The organism is Halomicroarcula saliterrae, assembly GCF_031624395.1.
Classification (GTDB): Archaea; Halobacteriota; Halobacteria; order Halobacteriales; family Haloarculaceae; genus Haloarcula; species Haloarcula saliterrae.
On the sequence record NZ_JAMQON010000007.1, the window covers coordinates 45244 to 67299 of the forward strand.

The window sequence follows — 22056 nt, forward strand, 5'->3', positions numbered from 1 at the left end:
GCCGGGACGGCCGGCGCCGCGTCGGAGGATTACTGGGCGGACCCGACGTGCAGCGGCGCCGACGAGCGCCGCTCCCGGAGCAGCGACCGCAGGCCGACTTCGGCGATAGCGCCGCCGCTCTCGGCCGTCCGCCTGAGTCCGTCGACCGCGTGCGTGAGCCGGTAGTCGACGCCCTCGGTCTCGAAGAGCCGGCGGTCGAGCGCCCGGATGTCGGTACACAGTTCGTCGGCGTCCCCGAGGAGCCGGCGGGCGGCGGCCGCGTCGGCGGCGTCGAGGACGACGGCGACCGCGTCCCGGACCAGCCCCCGGCTCCGGTCGGCTAGCTCGCCGAACTCGGCGGCGAGCTCGCGTTCGACGGGCGCGTCGAGGCGGCCGGCGACGGTCGCGATGCGCTCGGCGTGATCGGCGACCCGCTCGAGTTCGCGGGCGGTGACCCAGCGGACGAACAGCTCCGGACGCGTGAGTCCCAGCGCGTCCATCACGGAGAGGGAGTCGAGACCGCGCTCGAAGTAGTGGTCGACCATCGCGGCGATGCGTTCGGTCTGGCCGTCACGTCCCGCCGTCCCGTCCGTCGTCGGCGACGCGAGCGCGGCTGTCGCGTCCCGGTGGGTGGACAGCGCGGCGAACTGGAGCTGTCGGACCGACTGCGTTATCGACACCTCCTCGGCGTCGAGCAGCGACCGGACCCGTATCGTCCGCTCGTTCGATTCGGTGACGGTGACGCCGGTCAGCTCTCTGGTGACCGCCTCAACGAGCCGGTGGGTCTCGTCGGCGATGCCGTCGGGGGCGTCGAGTTCGACCGTGTCGATGCCGGCCGCGTAGGCCGCCCGCAACGTGCGTTCGAGACACGCCGGGTCGGCGTCGTCGACCGAAAGCGCCAGCGGGTCGGTCGCGTCGGCCTCGTCGACGCCGGTCTGGACGACGAGCGTGCCGTCGATGTGGCTGTGGAGGGCGACGACGGCACCCGGTTCGATGTCGGCCGCGGTGGCCCACTCCTTTGGGAGCGAGACGGTGTAGGTGCCGCCGCCGACCTGCTGTATCTTGCGTGTCTCCATCGCGCTCATCCGAACTTCCCGGTGATGTAGTCCTCGACGCGCTGGCTCTCGGGGTTCTCGAAGATCTTATCGGTGTCGTCGAACTCCACCAGCTCCCCGCCGGTGAGGAAGACGGCCGTCTGGTCGGAGATGCGGGCCGCCTGCTGCATGTTGTGGGTGACGATGACGACCGTGTACTCCTCGGAGAGAGTCTCGACCAGGTCCTCTATCTTCGAGGTGGCGATGGGGTCGAGCGCCGAGGCGGGCTCGTCCATCAGGATGACCTCGGGGTCGACGGCCAGACAGCGGGCGATACAGAGCCGCTGTTGCTGGCCGCCCGACAGGCCGAGCGCGTTGTCGTCCAGCCGGTCGCTCACCTCGTCCCACAGCGCCGCCTGCTGCAGCGAGCGCTCGACGAGTTCGGCCTCCGCCTCGGTGTCGTCCCGGCCGAACAGCCGGGCGAGCAGCCCCTTCTCGATGTCGCCGTGTTTCCGCGGCCCGTACGAGATGTTCTCCCGGATGGATTTCGGGAACGGGTTGGGGGACTGGAACACCATGCCGACGCGCTTGCGCAGTTCGACGAGGTTCGCGTTCGCGTCGTATATCTCGGTGCCCTCCAGCTCGACGGAGCCGTCGATTCGGGCCGCCTTGATGCGGTCGTTCATGCGGTTCAGACAGCGCAGGAACGTGGACTTGCCACAGCCCGACGGGCCGATGAGCGCGGTCACGCTGTTCTCCGGGATGTCCATCGAGACGCCCTGCAGGGCGTGGTCGTCGCCGTACCAGACGTCGAGGTCGGAGACGCTGAGTTTCGCCTCGCCGGCGAAGTCGTAGTCCGTCCACTCCTCGCGGATTCGCTCCTCGCTCTCGCCGCTGGTCGTGACGCCACCGGCGTCGATGTCGACGCCGCCCGCGGCGGTCTGTGCCTTCTGGTCGTCCTCGTTGATTGCGTTACTCATAGTTCAGCTTTCTCCGGAAGTAGGTTCGCGCGGTGATGCCGACAGCGTAGAACGTCAGGACGACGACGAGCAGAATAAACGCCGTCGCCCACCCTTTCGCCGGGGAGCCGCTGACGCCGGCGGCGATGACCGCCCACACCTGCGTGGGCAGCGACGCCGAGGACGACAGCAGCGCCTCGTTGGCGACGAACGGCGGTGCGGTGGTGAACCGGAACCCCTTGAGCACCTCGACGGCGGCCGTCGAGTTCGGCGACGAGCCAAGCACCAGAATCAGCGGTGCCGTCTCGCCGGCGATGCGGCCGACGCCGAGGATGACGCCGGTGATGACGCCGGGCATCGCCGCCGGCAGGACGACGCTGCGGATGGTCTCCCACTGGCTGACGCCCAGCGCGGCGCTGGCGTCGCGGTAGTCGTCGGGGACGGACTTGATGGCCTCCCGGGAGGTGATGAGCACCAGCGGGAGCAGCATGAAGCCGAGCACGAGCATCCCGGCCGTGAGCGACTCGTCGCCGCCGATACGGGGAATCAGGAAGGTCGCTCCGAACAGGCCGAACACGATAGACGGCGTCGACCAGAGCGCGTTGGTCGCGACCTCGACGACCGCCGTCAGGCGGCCCTGCTCGGCGTACTCGGTGAGGAAGACGGCCGCGCCGACGCCGAGTGGCACCGCAAACAGCGTCGCGCCCACGACCAGCCAGACGGTCCCGACGATGGCCGGGAAGATGCCGCCGGGTTCGGGCCCCAGCGGGATGTAGGGCTGCATCGCCGTCGGGACCGACAGCGAGCCGGCGTTGGCGACCGTCACGCCGAGCGCGAAGTCCTGTTTCGTCAGCGCGACGTGGCCGCCGAGCAGGGCGACGTAGCCGGCCGCCGCCGCGAGAGTCAGCGACAGTTCCTCGCCGAGCAGGCGGCGAGTGAGCGTCTCGTCGGTGTCGCGCTTGGCGGACGCGAGCAACACCGCGGTCGCCACGGAGGCGACGGCGCCGAATAGCGCCGCGAGCGCGACGAGACCGCGCCCGACCACTGCGGGGGCGACCATCGCCGGGCCCTGTAACACGGTGACCGTGGTGAGCAGTGCGAGCCCGCCGAAGACGCCGAGGGTAAACAGCGGCGCCCGGTCGAGGGCCCGCTCTGAGAGCGGGCCCGAACCGACGAGCAGTCCGGCCAGCGGCAGCGCGGCGAGCCCGACGACGGCGACAGAGCCGGCGCCGACGACGGCGAGACCGACAGCCAGCCCCACCGGGAGGCCGAACGGCGACGACCCGGTGAAGGCGAGCGCGCCGGTCAGCGCGAGGACGGCGGCGACGACCAGCGGGAGCCGGCGGCGGACCGCCTCGGCGCGGTCGAGCTCGGAGCCCACGTCACGGAGGCTGCCGTACTGTCGGTAGAAGTAGGCAAAGAGGAACAGCGCCGGGAACACGAGGACCAGCGAGCCGACGGTCGTCTCGGACGTGACGGCGACCTGCGTGTCGAGGACGACCGACTCCCGGTTCTGTGCCACCGTGTAGGTGTAGGCGTAGTCCAGCGCCTCGCCCGTGACGGGCACCGACGCGAGCAGCGCCGCGACGGAGCCGACCGCCGTGAGCGGGAGCAGCCGGAACAGCTGTCGGGCGCCGCGGTGCCAGTCCTCGCTCCCGGCTGGCGTCCGGGCCGTCCGCAGGGCCAGCACGAGGGCCGGCGAGAGCAAGACGAGCGCCGACAGCCAGCCGACGGTCGCGCCGTGGAAGGCGAAGCCGACGCCCTTGACCGTGACGAACACGACGATGGTCGCCATGATAGCCACCATCAGGACGGCGTTGAGGTTGATGACGAGGAAGGCGCCGTACTCGCGCCCGCGGGCGCCGAAGCCGGCCCGGCACTTCGCGGCCGACCACGAGGCGACCAGCGTTCCGAAGAGGAGGAAGATGGGGATGACGGCCCCGCCGGTGAACCCGCCAGAGACCGACGACGGGTCCCACTGCCAGCCGACGCCGATGGTCGCCGTGGCGATAGTCGCACCGAGCGCGCCGACGACGAGCGTGGCCGGCAGCGTCGAGCCGAGGTCCTCCCGGGGACCCACGCTCAGCGCGAACAGGCCGACGCCGGCGAGTAGTGATGGGGCGATCCACAGCGGCACAGCAACGCCGAGCCGCGTCCCGCTCAGGGTGAGGCCGAGCCAGACCGAGCTGTCGAAGCCCGCGAGCGTCCCGCCCAGCACGGCGCCGAGCGAGAGTCCGAAAAAGCCGAAGACGGCCCCGGCCAGCAGGCCCGCGCTGGCGTCGGGCTCGGTGTCGACGAGGCCCAGCTTCGAGGCGACGCCCGCCGCGGCCACCGCGACGGCCTCGACGAGCAGCAGGCCGCCCAGCAGCGTCGCCAGATTGACCGGGACGACGTACGCGGCCACCGTCAGCCCCAGCAGGCAGACGAGCAGCCCGCCGGCGATGCCCCTGACACGCTGTGAGTCGACGGGGGTGACGTTCGCCCACGACGACAGGCCGACTGCGCCGATACCGCCGGCGACGACGAAAAGCAGCGTCGCGAGCGTCTCGGCCAGCGCCGCGCCGCGACTGTCGAGGGCGACGAGTTCGATGAGCGCCAGGAGCGCCAGCCCGAACCCGACGATGCCGAGCGCGATGGTGCCGTCGAGCGCGCGGTCGTAGCCGCTCGAATCGGCGGTGACCAGACTGTTCTCGGTGGCGTAGGCCTCGCTCATGTCTGCCCCCGGAGCTTGGCTTTCATGCGGCGCTCGATGAACAGCGAGACGACGCTCATCCCGGCGACGATGACGAACAGCATGACGCCGGCGACGAATAGCACCGCCTTCGTGCTCTCGGAGGCGCTACCGTACTGCGTGGCGATGAGGCTCGTCAGCGTCGCGTTGGCGTCGAAGATGTCGAACAGGGGGTTCGCGAACTGGGTCCCCGACGCCATGATGGCGGCGACGGCCATCGTCTCGCCGATGGCCCGACCCAGCCCGAGGATGATGCCCGCCGAGATACCCGAGAAGGCCGCCGGGATGGAGATGCTCTGCATCGTCTGCCACTGCGTGGCGCCCATCGCGATGGAGCCGTCGCCCATGTCGTCGGGGACACTGGAGAGGGCGTCCTCGCCGACCGACACCACCGTCGGGAGGGCCATCACGCCGACGACCACGCCGGCGATGAGGAAGCTCGCTCCGTCGTCGAGGAACGCGGTCTGGATGAAGCTGTTCAACAACTGGAAGCCGATAAAGCCGTAGACGATAGAGGGGATGCCCGCGAGCACCTCGACGCCGGGTTTGATGAGCTCCCGCATCCCGTCGCTGGCGACTTCGGCGATGAACAGCGCGCCGAAGATGCCGAGCGGGCCGGCGACGGCGCCGGCGATGACGGTGACGACGACCGTCGCCCATATCATCGGTATCAGCGAGTACGCACCGGAGAGGGGGTTCCAGTAGGTGGTGCCGGTCGGCAACACCCGCTCCAGCCAGAAGAACCACCGGACCTGTCCGTCCTGGATGGGTATCAACACCAGGCCGAGCCCGTGCTCGCGGACGGCCGGCAGCGCGCTCGCGAACAGGAAGACGGTGATAAGCGCGACCGTCAGCACCGTCAGCAGCGTGGCGACGAGCGTCAGGAAGCGGGCGATCTCCGCCTGGAACCGGAGCCAGCCCAGCGCGGTCACGAAGCAGAACGCCCCCACCATCGGGAGCGCGAAGACCGGCCGGACGAGAAAGGCGGCGACGGTCGCGACGAGCAGCGCCGCCGACGCCCCGACGGCGACCGCCGACCCGTCCGCACGGTCCCGTCCCAGCAGTGTCTCTCGAACGTTTTTCTGTACGTCTTGGATCATGTAGTTGTATGAAAATCAGGTGACAGCGGCCGACCGGTGCTCGCGACGTCAGGACTGTGCCGGCAGCTTGTCCTGCTGTTCCTGCTGTCGGCGCGAGCCCAGTTTGAAGTAGTTGTTCGGGCCGACGAAGGTGTCCTGCCCGAAGTCCGAGAGGACCATGTTGATGACGGCGGCCTCCTGCTTCGAGGTGCCGTCCCAGGTGTAGCAGTGCAGGTCACGCGAGAGCGGGTAGTCCGCGGAGTCCAGCCCGTTCTGGTCGTCCTCGTAGGAGTAGGTCGTCCCCTCCCACTCCAGGGCGATGGGGGCGAGCCCGTCGGTGTTGATAAACGCCAGCGCGAGGTAGCTGATGGCGTTGTCGGCTCCCGCGATGGCATCCGCGAGGCGCTGGTTCTGGCCGTAGCGGTTGTCGACGGTGGTGTCCTCCTCGGGGTTGTCGAAGACGTTCGAGACGAAGGAGGTCCGGGTACCGGACCCCTTGACGCGGGCGAGCGTCTGAATCTCCCTGTCCGGCCCGCCGAGTTCGCTCCAGTTGTTGATTCGGTCTTTGTAGATGTCTTTCAGCTGCTGGCCGGTGATCTTCGAGACGCCAGCGTCGGCGATTTCTTGGGAGACCACGAGCGGCTGGCCGTCGACGCCGACGACGTGGTCGACGAACTTGTCGTAGGAGTCCCGGTCCGGGAGCTCGTCCTCTACGTTCCCGCTGGAGTTCCCGATGTCGTACTGCCCGTTCTCGACTTTCTCGACGCCGGTGCCCGAGTGCGACAGGCCGACGGTGAACTGGAACGGCGGGTTACCGTTCTCGCCGGCCTCGAAGCCGTACAGGCCCGCCCAGTAGTCGGCGAGGTTCTTGTCCGTGTCGATGTTGTACTCGCTCGTCGGCCAGTACTCGGTGTCGCTGGCGGGTCGGTTACCGCTCCAGTACGACGCCGCGGTGTTCATGATGGGGTACACCGTCGAGGAGCCCCCGGACTGCAGGGTATCGGTCTGGTCCGACGGTGTGCCCTCGGAGCTCTGCCCGGTCGAACAGCCGGCGACCGCACCTGCGCCGGCGACACCGGTTGCCGCGATGAACTTTCGCCGTGAAATGCTGTCTGAGAGCCGCTGTGGGTCCTGCGTCATCACCAGAAACAGGCACAAGGAGTATTAAACTCGTTTATAATAGGGGTATATCCGGCTATGAGCGGTCATGCTAGATAGAGAGGGGAAATACCGCTATAGTCAGATACGGAGAGCTATAGAACGGTCCCGAATGTCGGCGCGGGATACACAGACCGAGCAGCCGGCGGCCGGTCACCCGGACCGGAGCGTGACCCCGAGTCGAACGGCGGCAAAGAGCCCGATAGCGACGAGGGCGATGGCGCCGCCGGCGGCGATATCGTAGCTGTACGACAGCGTGGTCCCGGTGAGCGTCGCGGCCTGCCCTGCCGCGACGGCCGCCACGACGGAGCGTTTGAACCCACCCACGGCGGTCGCCGCGGCCACCGGAACCACGAGCATCGCGGCGACCAAGATGACGCCCATTATCTGCATCGACCCGACGACGACGACGGCCGTGAGGACGACGAGCAGTCGGTTGTACCGTCCGACGGCGAGGCCGGCGGCGCGAGCGCCGACCTCGTCGAAGGTGACATAGGCCAGCGGGCGGTAGGCGACCGTCACCACCGCGGCGACCAGCAGCGTCATCGCCAGCAGGAGACCGGTGCTCGCCCGCGAAACCGTCGCCAGCGAGCCGAACAGATAGGCGCCGATACCCACGGCGATGCCCCCGTCTGTGGCGGTGACGAGCACGCTCCCGAGGGCGAACCCGCCCGTCAGCACGATGGCCAGCGACGTGTCCGTGTACGCGCCGGCGTAGTCGACGAGCGCCTGAACGAGCAGCGCCGCGAGGACGGCGACGACCAGCGCCGTCGCCAGCGGGGGCACCGACAGCGACAGCGTCGCGTTGGCGAACAGGCCGACGGCGACGCCGGCGAAGGCCGCGTGGGCCAGCGTGTCGCCGATCATCGCCATCTCACGGTGGACGAGGAAGCTTCCCACGAGCGGGCCGATGATGGCGATGCAGACGGCCGCCAGGTAGGCCCGCTGCATGAACGGGTAGCCGAGCATCCGGACGCCGGTCGCGCCGGCCAGCGCGTCCAGCAGGGTACCCCACACGTCGTCCAGAACCCAGTCGAGCGGGGCGAACAACCACAGGAGCGTGAGTGCCGCCATCGTCAGTGCCCGTGGTGGAGGACGCCCTGGTCGGGGCCGTAGGCGTCGGCCAGCGCGTCGGTCTCGACGAACGTCTCGGGGTCGCCGTGGAAGAACAGCTCCCGGTTGAGACAGGCGATTTCGGTCGCGTGCGTGGTGACGACACCGATGTCGTGCTCGATGAGGACGACGGTGAGCCCCTCGTCGTTGAGCTCGTGGAGCAGGTCGTAGAACGCCTCGCGGGAGTCGGCGTCGACGCCGACGGTCGGTTCGTCGAGCGCGAGCAGGTCCGCCTCGGCCGCCAGCGCGCGGGCGATGAACACCCGCTGGCGCTGGCCGCCCGAGAGCCGCCCGACCCGGCGGTCGGCGAGGTCCCGGATGTCCACGCGGTCGAGCGCGGCCGCTATCGCGTCCCGGTCCTCGTCGCGGAAGGGGCGGAACGCCCGACGCGGATACCGGCCCATCCGCACCGCTTCTCGCACCGTGACGGGCATGTCGCCGGCCGCCGCCGTCGCGTCCTGTGCGACGTAACCGAGGCGCTCGCCGTCCGCAAAGCGGTGGGCCGGCTCGCCAAACAGCGTCACCGAACCGCTGTCCGGCCGCCGGAGCCCGACCAGCAGCTCCAGCAGCGTCGTCTTTCCCGAGCCGTTCGGCCCGACGAGGCCGAGGAAGGCACCCGCGGGAACGCTCATCGAGACGTCCTCGACGACGGGCCGGTCGCCGTAGGCGAACGTGACCGCGTCGAGTTCGGCGACGGTCATCGGGCCCCGAGTGCCTCCGTCAACGTCGGCAGGTTCACCTGCTCCATCACGTCGACGTACCCCCAGTCCGACTCGGCCCACGACTCCCGCAGCCCGGGCATCGCCGTCAGCGGGAGCACGGCCTCGGCGTCGGTCTCCGCGACGAGCTGGTCGGCCGCCGTCTGGGACTCCAGCGGGTCGGCACAGATGTAGGAGAGCCCGTGCTCGTCGATGGCCATCTGGGCCCGTTCGATGTCGCTCGGGGTCGGCCGGTCGTCGGGCGAGGCGTCGGTCAGCGCCTCGACGCGGACGCCGTAGCGCTCGGCGAGATAGCCGAAGGCGTCGTGGCCGGCGACCAGGAGGACGTCCTTCGACGCGTCGGCGAGACGCGACTCGATGCGCTCGTCGAGGTCGGTCAGCCGGTTCCGAAACGCCTCGGCGTTGGCGGCGTAGCTGTCCGCGTTGTCGCCGTCGAGGTCCGCCATCGCCTGTTCGACGGTGCCGACGGCGGTCGCGACGCGGCGCGGGTCCATCCAGAAGTGGGGGTCCATCGACCCGTGGTCGTGATCGCCGTCCTCGCCTTCGTGAGTCTCTTCGTGGCCATCGTGTGTCTCGGTCCCGTGGTCGTCGTGGCTGTCGGTCCCGTGGTCGTCGTGGCTGTCGGTCCCGTGGTCGTCGTGGCTGTCGGTCCCGTGGTCGTCGTGGCTGTCGGTCCCGTGGTCGTCGTGGCTGTCGGTCCCGTGCTCGTCGTGGCTGTCGGTCCCGTGGTCGTCGTGGCTGTCGGTCCCGTGCTCGTCGTGGTGTTCCCCCTCGTGCTCGTCGTGGCCGCCCGCCCCGAATTCGAGCAGCGAGACGTCGGCGCTCGCGTCGACGGGCGTCACCTCGGCCCCGTCGGCCGACAGGTCGGCGAGGATATCGTCGGCCCACGGCTGGAACCCCGCCATCCCGTGGACGAACAGCGACGCGTCGTAGATGTTCTCGCGGACGCGCGGCCCGGGCTCCCAGCCGTGGCCGTGCTGTCCGAGAGGCACGAGCAGGTCGGTGGTCGCGCTGTCCCCGGCGACGTTGTCGGCGATGTCGCCGAAGACGAAAAACGAGGACTGGACGGCGGCGGCGTTCGATTGCCCGGAGCCGCCGGAACAGCCAGCGACGGCTCCGAGACCGGCGAGACCTGCGGTGGCGGCCAGCATTCGGCGTCTGGTGTACTCCATATTATTAACTCTAAATCTATTTCTATTAAATCCTCTTATTCTACTCTCTTCTTTATTAATTTCTGAGCGGGCGCGCAGGCCCCGCATACAGGCAGTCTCCCGAGCAACCGACTGAATGGACGGGCCGTCGGGCCGCCGTGTGCCGTCTCGTCAGCTCGGACACTGTCCGAGTATACGCAACGACGTATAAATCAGACTGTGGCGTTGGCAGCTGGCGACCGTCCGGGCCGCTCGCCGGGATAGCTATCCGGTCTCCTCGCCCGTCCGGCAATAAACGAGTTTTTCACCGAGAGTCGTCTACACCGGCGTGGTGGCAATGACGAAATGTTACCCCCGCAGAGCCCCTTGTGAAGATAACGTAAACTGAGCCACCACTCTCACAGACGACCAGAGACATCTAGTAGCAGAAACCGTGGCTCCCCCGCTGAGACCCAGTTTCTATTAATAGATGCTCTTATCGCTCGGGTAGCTTCCACGCTTGCTCGACATCGACAAGTACGCCGGACTCGGGAAGTTGGTTCGCAGGCCGTTCGACGATATCCATGATTTCAGCAGCTCTGAAGACGCGGTTCTGATCGTTTCCGGTTATTTCTTCCACAACACCGTCTGTTTCGAGTGTTTCGATAGCGTTGTTTGCCGTCTGATAGACAACGTCGATTCGTTCGCTAGCTTCTCGGACAGTAAAATATGGATCTTCGAACAGTGCGAGGGAGAGGCGACGGACAGATTTCGCTGCGTCCGAATATCGGGACTCGTACTCTTTTCGCTTGTCGACGAGCAGCTTTGCTCGGACGAACGCCTCTTCTGCCTGCTCGCGGATTCCCCGGAGAAAGAACTGGAGCCATTCATCCCAGGCACCCTCTTCACTCACAGCAAGCAATCGATCGGCATACTCAGTTCGGTGTCGTTCGATATACGAACTGAGATAGAGCATTGGGTAATGGAGTAATCCACTCGAGACGAGCATGAGGACCACGAGCAGTCGTCCCACCCGTCCGTTACCGTCTTTGAACGGATGGATTGTTTCGAACTGATAATGTGTGATTGCGATATCGACTAGATCGGGCCAATCAGAACCCTGCTGAACGAAACGCTCTAAATCGTCTATCAGCCCCGGAACCATATCTGGCTTCGGAGGAACGAACCGAATCTGCTTCCCGATTCCGTGCGGTCCCTCCTCTTCTATCGCGGTATATCCCGGTCGAAACTCGCCAGGCAGTGGTTCGTCGTCATCTGATCTTCCTTTAATCAGTAACTGCTCATGAAGCGACTTGATGAGTTCCGTCGTGATGCTCTGCCGTTCGATCCCGGCGGTCTGGAGAAACGAAATAGCATCGTCGAGAGCGGTGATATAGTTTCGAGCTTCTCTCACATCGGCTTCGTGGTCACTCTCGACTGCCTCTCGAATCTGGAGTTCGTCGACATCGTATCGGTAGAGATCAAACACAGTCACAGCTGTCCCTTCCACCTGGGACGACTGCTCAGCCTCCTTGTAGACAAACGAACTGAACACAGCGCCAGGATTGTCGATCTCGCTGCCGAGCCCCTCTAGCCGACCGAGGGACCACATCGCTCTCGAGACTTCCGCAACAACAGCATCCGATAGTTCCAGTGTCGGAGGAAGTTTATCCGGGAAGTACGCCTTCGATAGATGCTCATCGGTCCGGAGTGGCATGTACTGCCCGGGTGCAGTTGAAGGGAGATCGTATCCGTCTCTCATTGCGCATGCTTGAACCCGATCTGATTAAAAATTTCTGCATATTATTAGAACTGCAATCGCACTTGAGAGAGAGTATGACAATATCTTTCTGAAAATTGGGATTGTCGTAGTGCTAAATCTCGACTATTGCAGTCCAAACCGATATCGATGGTATCAGTTCAGTCGTGTACGAGGGAACACGTCGGTCCCCGCGCCGACGCCAGTGGAGGTCTGTTTCGTTAGCTCGGACACTGTCCGAGGCTATGCAGCGAGGTATAAACTACGTAGTGGATACCACTCCGGGAACGGACTGCTTTTCAGCCCCGGGCTGCTACAGAATGCGGGTGGCGATGACGAGCATTTACCCCCGCTGAGCCCTGTTTTCTATTAATAGATCAGCGAGCGGTTTGGGATTAGTCGTCCTCACTGATTATGGGGCGAGATTTTTGGAACCCGTAGTCAGTGTATGGCTCTTCAACCTTGCTGAATTATACGGCGCATGCAGAATCGAGAGTGCTCTATCTCGAGCTACTGGATTCGGTCAACACAGACACGATATTGACCAAATCACGATTTGACCGACGGGCCGTTCGTCTCTACACTGTTAGTTTATACCCTAACACTCATGTTGTTAGGATACAGACTAACAACCATCGATGGGAGACGATGTCGAGGTGTTGGAAGATGAAATTCAAGCCTATGACGACGGAACTGTCGTCCGGATACGCGTCCTCGATGTGCCCGACTCCGACCAGTATCCCGAGGGTGTCAAGTACGCCTTCCACTACGGCGAAGCCGGCGCTGGCGAGCCCATCATCCGCTTCGACAACCATCACGGTCCACACGAACTGCATATCGCGGGACAGGTGTTCGAAATCGAATACGAAGGCCTCCAACCACTCTATCAGGTGTGGCGTGCTGCACTCCCGCCCGAGAAACGCATCGAATGGTAGCCAACCACATCACTACACCATCCATGACCCAAACGCTCCACATCACGATCGGCACGCGCCCCAACCGCACCGGCCTCGAGGAGAGGCTCGCATCCATCGACGACGGCGAAGCGGTGGACCCGAACCCGTCCCGACTCAGCATCGAGAGCCTCGCAACGTTCGGCCGTATCTTCCGACCCACGAATCTCGAACTGCTCGAAGCCATCGTGGAATACGAGCCCGCGAGCATCCGCGAGCTCGCACGTATCGTCGATCGACATCCACCGGAAGTAACCGAAAACGTTCACGAACTCGCCGACTACGGGCTCATCGAGCTGGAAGACGAGGGGCGAGCAAAACGACCGACGGTCTGGTACGACGAATTCGAGTTCTCCGGTGATGTCCCGTTGCACGGGCTCGATACCGACAGTGACGCCCCTATCGCGCCGTAGGTCGTCTCACACTGAAGACGGTACCGCCGTAGGTCTTGCATCTCGGTAACAGCCCCTCGTTAATAGACGAACTTTTCAGCGACGACGATTTATTTGGTCGTGGTGGCGATGACGAGCAGTTACCCCCGCTGAGCCCCGTATGACGAGTTCGACCGGACAGTGTCAGCTGTAGCGGCGCAGGTCGCCGTCCCGCGTCCCGGCGAGTGCCTGCCGGATGTCCGCCCGGTCCCAGCCCAGCGGCGAGAGGACGCTCTCGACGGCCCGGACGAGCTGGGTGGCGTAGTAGTCCGCGTCGTAGCGGTCGATGTCTTCGTGGGCCAGCGCGACGCGGTCGCGGGAGGATTTGCCGTCGTCGACGACGACGTACGCGACCGACTGGCCGGGATGGACCGACAGGCCCTGGTCGCGGGCGCGTTCCAGCGCCGCGACGTTGGTCGTCGACTGCGTGTACGCTTCGAGGGGTCTGGAGACGCGGTTGCGCTCGACGAGGCGCTCGGCGGCCACGTCGCCGGCCCGGAGCGTCGCGCAGGCCCGGGCGAGCCGGTCGAGGACGGCCTCGGGGTCCCGGGTCGCGTCGAAGCGCTCGATGCAGTCCCGCTGGACATCGGCGACGAAGGGCGGCGTGGACCGCTGGCGGGCCTCGATACCGCGGTATTTGAACGTGTCCGACCCCGCGACGCTCCCGAAGTACTTCGTCAGCGCGCCGGCGTCGCTGTTTCGCTGTGGGACGAAGGCGACCCAGTCGTAGCGGGCCTCGTGTTCGAGGCGGACGCCGACGGTGTCGGTTATCTCGCCGGCGAGCGATTCGAGGTCGGTCCGCGCGGCGGCGTCGGGGGCGGGCGTCACCCAGACGGAGTCGACGATGCCGTGGACGACGCGCCAGCCGCCGGCTTCGAGGCGTTCCTTGGCGGTCAGCAGTATCTCGCGGGCGTAGGCGTTGATGGCCTCGTGGCACTCGATGCGGCCGAACTTCGCGTTGGAGAAGCCCTGATAGCCGAAGCAGGCGACGAGAATCCACTTCAGCGCGCCGGAGCGCCCTTCCAGCTCGGCGATACGGTCGTCGTCGGGGTCGTCGCGCGCCCGTTCGCGCCGGATGTCGGCCTTGAGCTCGTCGCGGGCGTCGACGAGGGGCCGGAGCACGTCGACGAGATAGCCGCGGTCGTCACAGACGGCGTAGCCGAGTTCCGGGACGTCCTCGCGGTCGTGATGGCAGTCACAGCGGACCACGTCGGGTGAGACGTTGCGCGTACAGATGATGTTGGGGTAGAGCGACGAGAAGTCCAGTTCGTGGACGTCCTCGTGGACGCCGACCTCGGGAGCGAAGACGAAGCCGCCGCGGTCGGCGTCGTGGAGCGTCCCCATGGGCTTGAACAGCTCGTGGCGCCAGGAGTGCCAGGGGACCAGCACGCCCCGGTCGTGGGCCTCGCGTATCTGGATGGCCGTGAGGACGTTGCCGATGGAGGCCCACGCCGTCTCCTGGAGCGGCTTCTGTGACCGCGAGACCAGGTCCAGCACGCCGGCCAGGTTCGTCTCGCCGTAGAAGAACGTGTTCGACTCGTCGACGACGGCCCGCCCGGGGACGCTGTAGCGGGCCGGCGAGTGGCCGACGCGGCCGTAGCTGGCGTAGGTGGACGCCCCGGCGAGTTGCCGGTAGTCGACGCCGGGCCACCGGGACAGCGAGAAGTCGGCCAGCCCGGCCGCCGCGGCCATCTCCGACAGCGTCGGCACGATGTCGGCCGTCGAGCAGACGAGCACGTCCGGGTCGCGGGCGTCGACGGCTGTCTGAACCGCTGTGAGGATATCCTCGGGGTCGCCGGTGACCCGGTCGTCGCCGACAGCGAGTTCGCCGTACGTCTCGCCCGCGGTTTCGGCCAGCGGGACGGCGAGGCGAAGCGTCGTCAGCTCGGTCGCCGGCGTCGGGTCCGCGCCGGTCTCTAGGCAGTAGCGGAACTGCCGCGAGAGGTCGACGTCGAAGCACGCGAGGTCGCCGACGGGGTGGCCGTCGATCCGGTGGGCCCGGCTCGCCAGCGAACGGACGCGGCCGACGTGGGCGGCGTCGACCGCGAGGACGCGCTCGTCGCCCCGGCGAAAGCCCGGTCGGCGCTCGACGAACTCGGTCCCGACGACCTCGGGGTGGCGGGCGTACATCGACCGGACGGCGCCGAGGTCCACGTCCAGTTCGGGCTCCCGGGCGGCGACGTAGAACCGCGGCGAGTAGCCCGTCCGGACGGTCGGCTCGGCGCCGTTCGCGGTCGCGGTCCACTCGACGACGCGGCCGTCGTCGAGGAAGTCGACGGTGAACGCCATCAGCTGTCGTCGCCTGTCTCGGCCGGGACATCCGAGCGGTCGCCGGGCGCGGCCGTCGACCGGTCCGGGGCCGCCGCTCGGAGTTCGTCGTCGAGGGCGGCCTCCAGCGCGTCGAGGCGCTCGGCGTGGTCGTCGAGGCGCCGCTCCTGTTCGAGGGCGACCGAAAGTAGCGTCGGCAACAGCGGCGTCCCGTGGTTCAGGAGGCCGGCGGCGTCGGCGTGGGCCCGGGCGTAGGCGAAGAGCCGGTCGAAACGGGGCTGGTCGCGCCTGCGCAGCGCCCGTCGGTAGGTCTGCCAGCGGTCCTCGATGGCCCCCAGCGCGTCCCGGAAGGTGGGGTTCGTGCGGCCCACGGTCACCGCCCTCCCGGGCCGGCGAAGGCGTCGGCGATGGGGTCGACAGTCGGAGCGGCGCTCGCCTCCCGTGCCGGCGCGGGCGTCGGTTCGACGCCGACCCGCCGGGCACGCGTCGCGAGGATGTCCCGCCAGTACGCCAGCGTCGTCTGGTAGTGGCTGCCGTCGCCGACGGGGTAGACGAGCGTCTCGAACTCCTCGCCGACGAAGCGCGGGCCCATCGACGTGCGCTCACAGCGGAGGCGGCGGTCCGCCGCCGCGGCCACGGGCGCGGCGAACGCGTCGTCGGCCGTGCGCGTGACCAGCACCGGTACGTCGTAGCCGTCGGCGTAGCGGGCGAGCGCGGCGAGCGTCCGGGTCTGTAGCGTCTCGGATTGGGCGTCAGTGAGCGCGTCGTCCGCGCGGTAGAAAGCGTCGACGGCCGGCGCGACGACGAGCGACGGCGTGGGCGCGTCGGCGTCCCCGGCCGGGAGCGGTCCGGCGCGGTCGGCGGAATCGGCAGCGGTGGTCACGTGGTCGCTGACAGCGCCCGGCAGGTCCCGGACCGCGCTGTAGTGCTGGTAGGCCGTGAAGCCGCGGGCGACGTGGACGCGGTCGAGCAGGCGGCGACTCGGGGCCAGTCGGGCCAGCGCCGTCGTCGTGGCGTACCCCCGCGCGTCGACCCAGAAGGCCGGTCCCGCACAGGTGAGCAGCCGGTCGAGGACGAGCGACTGGACGACCGGGACGCCCCGTCCCCCGTCGACGTCCAGCAGCGTCACGCCGGGGTCGAGGTCGGGGAGCAGACTGGGTCGGTCGCGCTGTCGGTCGACCAGCGAGTCGGTGCCACGCCTCGGCCGACCGGTCGAGTTCTCTGAAGCATGATTTGGCATGCACGGAACGATGTCGAGGAGCCACGTAAGCCGCGGCGTGTCGGTTCCGGAGTTTCAGGAGCCGGCTGAACCGGTCGCTGCGGCGCGCTCGCGGGCGGCGCGCTGGCTGACGACGTTTCCGGACGGGTTTCAGAAGCGGCGGTGGGCCAAAAGCGCCGCCCGCAGCGCCGAGCCTACTCGCTGGGCGAGGGGTCGGCCCGCTGGACGACCTCGTAGCGCCGGTCCTGTGTCTGCCCGTCGGCCTCCAGCAGGTTGTACTGGACCATCTTCGAGAGGTACGAGCGGACGGTCCGCGTGGTCCGGGGGTCGTCGACCGCGTCGGCGTAGCGGTCGTGGATGTCGCTCGGGCCGAGCGGGCCGCGGTCGGCGACGATGTCGTAGACGACCCGCTGGTGTGGCGTGAGCGCGTCGAGGTTCGCCTGCTGTATCTCCGCGCGGGCGTCGGTCGCCGCCCGCTCGATGCGCTCGTCCGTGAGCCGCGTCGCGTTCTCGCGGTCGGCCGCGCTCGCCGCCGTCCGGAGGATGCCGATGGCGAGGCGGGCGTCGCCGGCCGCGGCGTCGGCGATGCGGGACAGCTGGGCGTCGGTGACGGCGTCAGGGTCGAGCCCCCACTTCACGCGGGCCGCGAGGATGTCTTCGAGCTGGCCGTCGTGATAGCGGTCCATCCGGACGTGCTCGCTGGCCCGGAGCCGGCTGACCAGCCGGTCGTCCAGCCGGTTGAACAGGGTGGCCTCCTCGTTGGCGATACAGATAAGCGCGAACTGCTCTAAGCTGTGGAGGTCGTAGATGACGCCGGGCTCGTCGAGCTGGTCGACCTCGTCGAGGATGACGACGGTCCGGGGGCCGTCGTACCGCTGGAGCCGGTCGACGAGTTCGTCGTGCGGGGTCGACTGGCGATGGATGTCGAGCGTCTCGCCGAGGTCGTCGAGGATGGAGTACAGCGTCCGAAAGCGGGTGTAGTTGCGCCAGCAGTTGACGTAGGTGGCGCGGATGTCCAGGGCCTCCTCGCGCAGGCGCTCGGTGACGAACTGCGAGACGCAGCTCTTGCCCGTCCCGCTGGGGCCGGTCACGATGGCGGTGTCGGCCGGTTCGCTCTCGGTGATGGGCCGGAGCACGCTGGAGAGGTGGTTGACCTCGGCGTCGCGATGCTCGAGTTCGCGTGGGACGAACCCGGCACGCAGCACACGAGCATCACGGATCATACGGGGAGATTCCGCGTGGAGCGACAAAAGCCTCATCGGGTCGTTTCCGGAAAGCAGTCGCCGAACGGGCGGTACCGGGGCCGTCTGCGCGCCATCTGTCGGTTTTACCGCCGTGTTTCCGGCAGCGACGGGTTTCATGAAACGGCCGGAGCCGGTCCACCGGAACACCTTTCATCTGGATGACTGAAGTGTTGTGACAACGGGCGAGAATTTCACCACTGGTAACAACCGCCGCGGCGCCCCGCCTCGGGCCGGTGGGCGTTCTCGAACCGTTACCCCACATATGACACGCATCACCGACGTTCGACTGCGGCGCGTACTCGATTCGAGAGGGAACACTACCGTGGAGGCCGACGTGTCGACGACGAACGGCGGGTTCGGCCGCGCGGCCGCCCCGAGCGGGGCGAGCACCGGCGAGCACGAGGCCATCGAGCTGCCGGCCCAGGAAGCCATCGCACGGGCCCGGGACCACGCGCTCTCCCGGCTCGAAGGGGAGGTCGACAGCACGGACCAGCGTGCGGTCGACGCCGCGCTCCACGACGCCGACGGGACCGACAACTTCTCCGAAATCGGCGCGAACTCGGCCGTCGCAATCAGCATGGCCGCGGCGAAGGCCGGCGCCGACAGCGTGGGCGTCCCGCTGTATCAGCATCTGGGCGGCACCTTCCGCGGGAGCGCCCCCACGCCGCTTGGCAACGTCATCGGCGGCGGCGCCCACGCGGCGGAGGCGACCGACATCCAGGAGTTCCTCTCGGTGCCGGTCGGCGCCCCGTCGGTCGAGGACGCCGTCCTCGCCAACGCGCGGGTCCACGCCCACATCAAGGAACTGCTCCGGGCCGAGGACGTCCCGACGAACAAGGGCGACGAGGGGGCGTGGGCGCCGCCAATCGGGGACGACAGGGCCTTCGAAATCGTCGACGAGGCGACCGCGTCGGTCGCCGAGGAGGTCGGCTTCGACATCGGGTTCGGGCTTGACGTGGCCGCCTCGGAGCTCCACGAGGACGGCGACTACGTCTACGGCGACCGCACCAGGTCGACGGCCGAGCAGATCGACTACGTCGCGGAGATGGTCCGGGAGTACGACCTGCGCTACGTCGAGGACCCCCTCGACGAGAACGCCTTCGGCGAGTGGGCCGAGCTGACCGACGAGGTCGGGTCGGAGACGCTCGTCTGCGGGGACGACCTCTTCGTGACCAACGTCGCCCGCCTGCAGGAGGGTATCGAGCGGGGGTCGGCCAACAGCATCCTCATCAAGCCCAACCAGATAGGGACGCTGACCGACGCCGTCGACGCCATCGAGCGCGGCGCCGCCCACGGCGTCGAGTCGGTCGTCTCCCACCGGAGCGGCGAGACCGAGGACACCACCATCGCGCACCTCGCGGTCGGCGTCGGCGCGCCCTTCATCAAGACCGGCACGGTGGGCGGCGAGCGGACGGCGAAGCTGAACGAACTGCTGCGAATCGAGGGGCGGGCCTGAGATGCGGTCGGCGAAGATCGTCTGTACCATCGGACCGGCGTCGGACTCGGTGGAGACGCTGACCGGTCTGGCCGAGGCGGGGATGTCCGTCGCCCGCATGAACGCGAGCCACGGCACGCCGGAACACCGGCGGACCGTCATCGACCGGGTCCGAAAGGTCGACGAAGCGACCGCCCACCCGGTCGCGGTGATGCACGACCTGCCCGGCCCCGAGGTCCGGACGGCGCCCCTGGAAGAGCCCATCCAGCTCGCGGCCGATTCGACCGTCAGGTTCGTCGTCGGGACCGACGCGACCCCCGAGGAGATCGGCCTCTCACACGACATCAGCGCGGTCGAGCCCGGGGACCGGATACTGCTCGACGACGCCCGCATCGCGGCGACGGTGGCGTCGGTCACGGACGGCACGGTCACCGCGACCGTCGAGAACGGCGGGAAGCTGGGCGGGCGGAAGGGCGTCATCGTCCCTGGCGTCGAACTGGGCCTGCCCACCGTCACCGAGAAGGACCGACGCGAACTGGAGGTCGCGGCAGAGAAGGAGGTGGACTTCGTCGCGGCGAGTTTCGTCCGTGACGGCGAGTTCGTCCGCGAGATAGAGCGGACGCTGGCCGACCTCGATGCGGACATCCCCATCATCGCGAAGATAGAGCGCGACATCGCCGTCGAGAACATCGACAGCATCGTCGACGCGGCCTACGGTGTGATGGTCGCCCGGGGCGACCTCGGCGTGGAGTTACCCCTCGAAGACGTCCCGATGATACAGAAACGCATCATCCGCAAGTGCAACGTCGCGGGCGTCCCGGTCATCACCGCGACAGAGATGCTGGACTCGATGACCACGGCCCGCCGGCCCACGCGGGCGGAGGCCTCGGACGTGGCCAACGCGGTGCTCGACGGCACCGACGCCGTGATGCTCTCGGGCGAGACGGCCATGGGCAACCACCCGGTCCGCGTCGTGGAGACGATGGCCAACATCGTCAGCGACGTGGAGTCCGCGCCGGAGTACGACCAGAACCTCGAACAGCACGTCCCTGACGCCGACGAGTCCCGGGCCGACGCGCTGGCCCGGTCGGCGCGCTTTCTCGCGCGCGACATCGGCGCGGAGGCCATCGTCGTCGCCAGCGAATCCGGCTACACGGCGCTGAAAGCCGCGAAGTTCCGGCCGTCGATTCCGGTGGTGGCGTCGACGCCGAACGACGTGGTCCGCCGCCGGCTGACCCTCTCGTGGGGCATCTTGCCGGCGACGACTCCATACACCGCGGAGGGCGCGGGCGCCGTCATCAACAGCGCCGTCCAGTCGGCCCTGGAGACGGGGGCGGCCGAGAGCGGCGACACGGTCGTCGTCCTCTCGGGGATGATGACCGAGCTCGAAGGCGTCAACACCTCGAACGTGCTGAAAATCCACGTCGCCTCCGAGACCGTCGGCCGGGGACAGTCGGTCGTCTCGGGGCTCGTCTCCGGCCCGTTCCACTGGGTCGACGACGGCGACCTCGGGGACGTGCCCGAGGGGGCGATACTCGGCGTCCCCGAAGGGTTCGACGGGGAGTTCTCCGGCGACGTGGAGAACGTCGCCGGCATCGTCGACGCACACCAGGGCACCACCGGCTACGCCGCGATGGTCGCGCGCGAACTGTCGATTCCGATGGTGTCGTCGGCCACCGTCTCCGACAACGCGGTCGAGGGGGACGTGGTGACGCTGGACGCCGAGCGGGGCGTCATCTACGACGACGCGATACACCGGCGCAGCCACGGCGAGTAGCGTCCGCCCATCGGGAGTGCGGGACTGTCTCAGTCCTCGGCGACGTGTACCGCCACGTCGAGCATCCGGCTGGAGAAGCCGTACTCGTTGTCGTACCACGTGAATATCTTGGTCATCCCGCCGACCACGTTCGTCAGGTCGAGGTCGACGTACGTCGAGAACGGGAGCCCGACGATGTCCGAGGAGACGACCGCTTCGTCGGTGTAGCCCAGCACGCCCGCGAGGTCGCCGTCGGCCGCCTCGCGGAACGCCGCGTTCACGTCGCCCGCGGTCACGTCTGCCTCGAGGTTCACGATGAGTTCGGTGACCGAGCCCGCCGGAACCGGGACGCGGATGGCCATCCCGTCGAGTTTCCCCGCCAGTTGCGGGAGGACCTCGGTGACCGCCTTCGCGGCGCCGGTGCTCGTGGGAATGATGTTCTCGGCGGCCGCGCGGCGGCGACGGGGCTTCCCGCTGGGGCCGTCGACGAGGTTCTGGGACCCGGTGTAGGCGTGGACGGTGGTGAGCTGGCCGAACTCGATGCCGAACTGGTCGTCGAGCACCTTCACGACCGGCGTGACGGAGTTCGTCGTACAGGAGGCGTTCGAGACGATCTCCTCGCCGTCGTACTCGTCCTCGTTGACGCCGTACACTATCTGTTTGACCGGCTCCTCGCCTTTCGGTGGCGCGGAGATGACCACCTTGTCGGCACCGGCGTCGAGATACTGGGCCGCGTCGTCCCGGGTCCGGAAGATGCCGGTACACTCGAAGGCGACGTCGACATCGCGGTCGTCCCACGGGAGGTCCGCCGGCGACGTTTCACCGTACAGCGGCGCGGAGAAGTCGGCCGGGTCGACGGTCAGTTCGCCGTCGCGGAGTTCGACGCCGTCGAGAGTCCCCATGACCGTGTCGTACTTCGCGAGGTAGGCGATCTCCTCGTCGTCCATGACGTCGTTGATACCGACGATTTCGACCCGGTCGTCTTCGAGCGCCGCGCGGAAGACGGTGCGGCCGATGCGTCCGAAACCGTTCAGCCCGATTCGAACTGTCTCAGTTCCTGTTTGCGACATGAACTGATAATCCGTCGAT

General features: G+C 67.7%; 18 protein-coding genes. 4 read left to right on the top strand and 14 right to left on the bottom strand.

Annotated elements, in window-relative coordinates:
• Positions 1-29: 29 nt before the first annotated feature.
• The 9 genes from NDI56_RS19300 to NDI56_RS19340 all read right to left on the bottom strand — a co-directional run bounded on the left by NDI56_RS19300 (position 30) and on the right by NDI56_RS19340 (position 11664).
• Complete coding sequence (locus tag NDI56_RS19300) at positions 30-1064, bottom strand: AbrB/MazE/SpoVT family DNA-binding domain-containing protein (protein ID WP_310921397.1); 1035 nt, start codon at positions 1062-1064, stop codon at positions 30-32.
• Complete coding sequence (gene pstB, locus NDI56_RS19305) at positions 1061-1993, bottom strand: phosphate ABC transporter ATP-binding protein PstB (RefSeq protein WP_310921399.1); 933 nt, start codon at positions 1991-1993, stop codon at positions 1061-1063. Before pstB ends, NDI56_RS19300 begins: the two co-directional genes overlap by 4 nt.
• Positions 1986-4685 carry a phosphate ABC transporter permease PstA gene (gene pstA / locus NDI56_RS19310; protein ID WP_310921401.1) on the bottom strand — a complete coding sequence of 900 codons (2700 nt, stop codon included), beginning with the start codon at positions 4683-4685 and terminating at the stop codon, positions 1986-1988. Before pstA ends, pstB begins: the two co-directional genes overlap by 8 nt.
• Positions 4682-5803: a phosphate ABC transporter permease subunit PstC gene (pstC, locus tag NDI56_RS19315; RefSeq protein ID WP_310921403.1), complete on the bottom strand. Its 1122-nt coding sequence runs from the start codon at positions 5801-5803 to the stop codon at positions 4682-4684. The genes pstA and pstC overlap by 4 nt, the downstream gene beginning before the upstream one ends.
• A gap of 48 nt (positions 5804-5851) precedes the next feature.
• Positions 5852-6922, bottom strand: coding sequence for a substrate-binding domain-containing protein (locus tag NDI56_RS19320; RefSeq protein ID WP_310921405.1), 1071 nt, complete (start codon positions 6920-6922; stop codon positions 5852-5854).
• A 171-nt stretch (positions 6923-7093) separates the two neighbouring features.
• Complete coding sequence (locus NDI56_RS19325) at positions 7094-8014, bottom strand: metal ABC transporter permease (protein WP_310921406.1); 921 nt, start codon at positions 8012-8014, stop codon at positions 7094-7096.
• 2 nt (positions 8015-8016) lie between these two features.
• On the bottom strand, positions 8017-8754 hold the full coding sequence (locus tag NDI56_RS19330; RefSeq protein ID WP_310921407.1) for a metal ABC transporter ATP-binding protein: 738 nt from the start codon (positions 8752-8754) through the stop codon (positions 8017-8019).
• A complete protein-coding gene (locus NDI56_RS19335) occupies positions 8751-9944 on the bottom strand; it encodes a metal ABC transporter substrate-binding protein (protein ID WP_310921408.1) in 1194 nt (397 codons plus the stop codon). Before NDI56_RS19335 ends, NDI56_RS19330 begins: the two co-directional genes overlap by 4 nt.
• A gap of 454 nt (positions 9945-10398) precedes the next feature.
• Positions 10399-11664: a Fic family protein gene (locus tag NDI56_RS19340; protein WP_310921409.1), complete on the bottom strand. Its 1266-nt coding sequence runs from the start codon at positions 11662-11664 to the stop codon at positions 10399-10401.
• Positions 11665-12299: 635 nt separating this feature from the next.
• On the opposite strand from NDI56_RS19340, the gene NDI56_RS19345 reads away from it, so the two are divergent.
• Together NDI56_RS19345 and NDI56_RS19350 are read left to right on the top strand one after the other, a co-directional pair.
• Positions 12300-12596: a toxin-antitoxin system TumE family protein gene (locus NDI56_RS19345; RefSeq protein ID WP_310921410.1), complete on the top strand. Its 297-nt coding sequence runs from the start codon at positions 12300-12302 to the stop codon at positions 12594-12596.
• 23 nt (positions 12597-12619) lie between these two features.
• Positions 12620-13027 (top strand): HVO_A0114 family putative DNA-binding protein, encoded by a 408-nt coding sequence (locus NDI56_RS19350; RefSeq protein ID WP_310921411.1) that lies wholly within the window; start codon positions 12620-12622, stop codon positions 13025-13027.
• 162 nt (positions 13028-13189) lie between these two features.
• On the opposite strand, the gene NDI56_RS19355 is transcribed toward NDI56_RS19350, so the two are convergent.
• From NDI56_RS19355 to NDI56_RS19370, 4 genes are all read right to left on the bottom strand, one after another.
• Positions 13190-15334 (bottom strand): type B DNA-directed DNA polymerase, encoded by a 2145-nt coding sequence (locus NDI56_RS19355; RefSeq protein WP_310921412.1) that lies wholly within the window; start codon positions 15332-15334, stop codon positions 13190-13192.
• Positions 15334-15684, bottom strand: coding sequence for a DUF8156 family protein (locus tag NDI56_RS19360; protein ID WP_310921414.1), 351 nt, complete (start codon positions 15682-15684; stop codon positions 15334-15336). The genes NDI56_RS19355 and NDI56_RS19360 overlap by 1 nt, the downstream gene beginning before the upstream one ends.
• A gap of 2 nt (positions 15685-15686) precedes the next feature.
• A complete protein-coding gene (locus tag NDI56_RS19365) occupies positions 15687-16553 on the bottom strand; it encodes a hypothetical protein (RefSeq protein ID WP_310921416.1) in 867 nt (288 codons plus the stop codon).
• Positions 16554-16726: 173 nt separating this feature from the next.
• On the bottom strand, positions 16727-17755 hold the full coding sequence (locus NDI56_RS19370; RefSeq protein WP_310921417.1) for a Cdc6/Cdc18 family protein: 1029 nt from the start codon (positions 17753-17755) through the stop codon (positions 16727-16729).
• Positions 17756-18038: 283 nt separating this feature from the next.
• On the opposite strand from NDI56_RS19370, the gene eno reads away from it, so the two are divergent.
• Both eno and pyk read left to right on the top strand, forming a co-directional pair.
• Positions 18039-19232, top strand: a complete 1194-nt coding sequence (eno, locus tag NDI56_RS19375) for a phosphopyruvate hydratase (protein ID WP_310921419.1) — start codon at positions 18039-18041, stop codon at positions 19230-19232.
• A 1-nt stretch (position 19233) separates the two neighbouring features.
• Complete coding sequence (pyk, locus tag NDI56_RS19380) at positions 19234-20988, top strand: pyruvate kinase (protein ID WP_310921420.1); 1755 nt, start codon at positions 19234-19236, stop codon at positions 20986-20988.
• A gap of 29 nt (positions 20989-21017) precedes the next feature.
• On the opposite strand, the gene gap is transcribed toward pyk, so the two are convergent.
• Entirely contained in the window at positions 21018-22037 is a 1020-nt protein-coding gene (gene gap, locus NDI56_RS19385) for a type I glyceraldehyde-3-phosphate dehydrogenase (protein ID WP_310921421.1), read from the bottom strand.
• Positions 22038-22056: the final 19 nt, after the last annotated feature.

Bases quoted from the DNA above. Each gene is read 5' to 3' on its own strand.
- NDI56_RS19330 (WP_310921407.1), bottom strand. From the start codon at position 8,754: ATGACCGTCGCCGAACTCGACGCGGTCACGTTCGCCTACGGCGACCGG.
- pyk (WP_310921420.1), top strand. From the start codon at position 19,234: ATGCGGTCGGCGAAGATCGTCTGTACCATCGGACCGGCGTCGGACTCG.
- NDI56_RS19340 (WP_310921409.1), bottom strand. From the start codon at position 11,664: ATGAGAGACGGATACGATCTCCCTTCAACTGCACCCGGGCAGTACATG.
- pstC (WP_310921403.1), bottom strand. From the start codon at position 5,803: ATGATCCAAGACGTACAGAAAAACGTTCGAGAGACACTGCTGGGACGG.
- NDI56_RS19355 (WP_310921412.1), bottom strand. From the start codon at position 15,334: ATGGCGTTCACCGTCGACTTCCTCGACGACGGCCGCGTCGTCGAGTGG.
- eno (WP_310921419.1), top strand. From the start codon at position 18,039: ATGACACGCATCACCGACGTTCGACTGCGGCGCGTACTCGATTCGAGA.
- pstB (WP_310921399.1), bottom strand. From the start codon at position 1,993: ATGAGTAACGCAATCAACGAGGACGACCAGAAGGCACAGACCGCCGCG.
- NDI56_RS19320 (WP_310921405.1), bottom strand. From the start codon at position 6,922: ATGACGCAGGACCCACAGCGGCTCTCAGACAGCATTTCACGGCGAAAG.
- NDI56_RS19370 (WP_310921417.1), bottom strand. From the start codon at position 17,755: ATGATCCGTGATGCTCGTGTGCTGCGTGCCGGGTTCGTCCCACGCGAA.
- NDI56_RS19325 (WP_310921406.1), bottom strand. From the start codon at position 8,014: ATGGCGGCACTCACGCTCCTGTGGTTGTTCGCCCCGCTCGACTGGGTT.
- NDI56_RS19335 (WP_310921408.1), bottom strand. From the start codon at position 9,944: ATGGAGTACACCAGACGCCGAATGCTGGCCGCCACCGCAGGTCTCGCC.
- NDI56_RS19365 (WP_310921416.1), bottom strand. From the start codon at position 16,553: ATGCCAAATCATGCTTCAGAGAACTCGACCGGTCGGCCGAGGCGTGGC.
- NDI56_RS19350 (WP_310921411.1), top strand. From the start codon at position 12,620: ATGACCCAAACGCTCCACATCACGATCGGCACGCGCCCCAACCGCACC.
- NDI56_RS19300 (WP_310921397.1), bottom strand. From the start codon at position 1,064: ATGAGCGCGATGGAGACACGCAAGATACAGCAGGTCGGCGGCGGCACC.
- pstA (WP_310921401.1), bottom strand. From the start codon at position 4,685: ATGAGCGAGGCCTACGCCACCGAGAACAGTCTGGTCACCGCCGATTCG.
- gap (WP_310921421.1), bottom strand. From the start codon at position 22,037: ATGTCGCAAACAGGAACTGAGACAGTTCGAATCGGGCTGAACGGTTTC.
- NDI56_RS19345 (WP_310921410.1), top strand. From the start codon at position 12,300: ATGGGAGACGATGTCGAGGTGTTGGAAGATGAAATTCAAGCCTATGAC.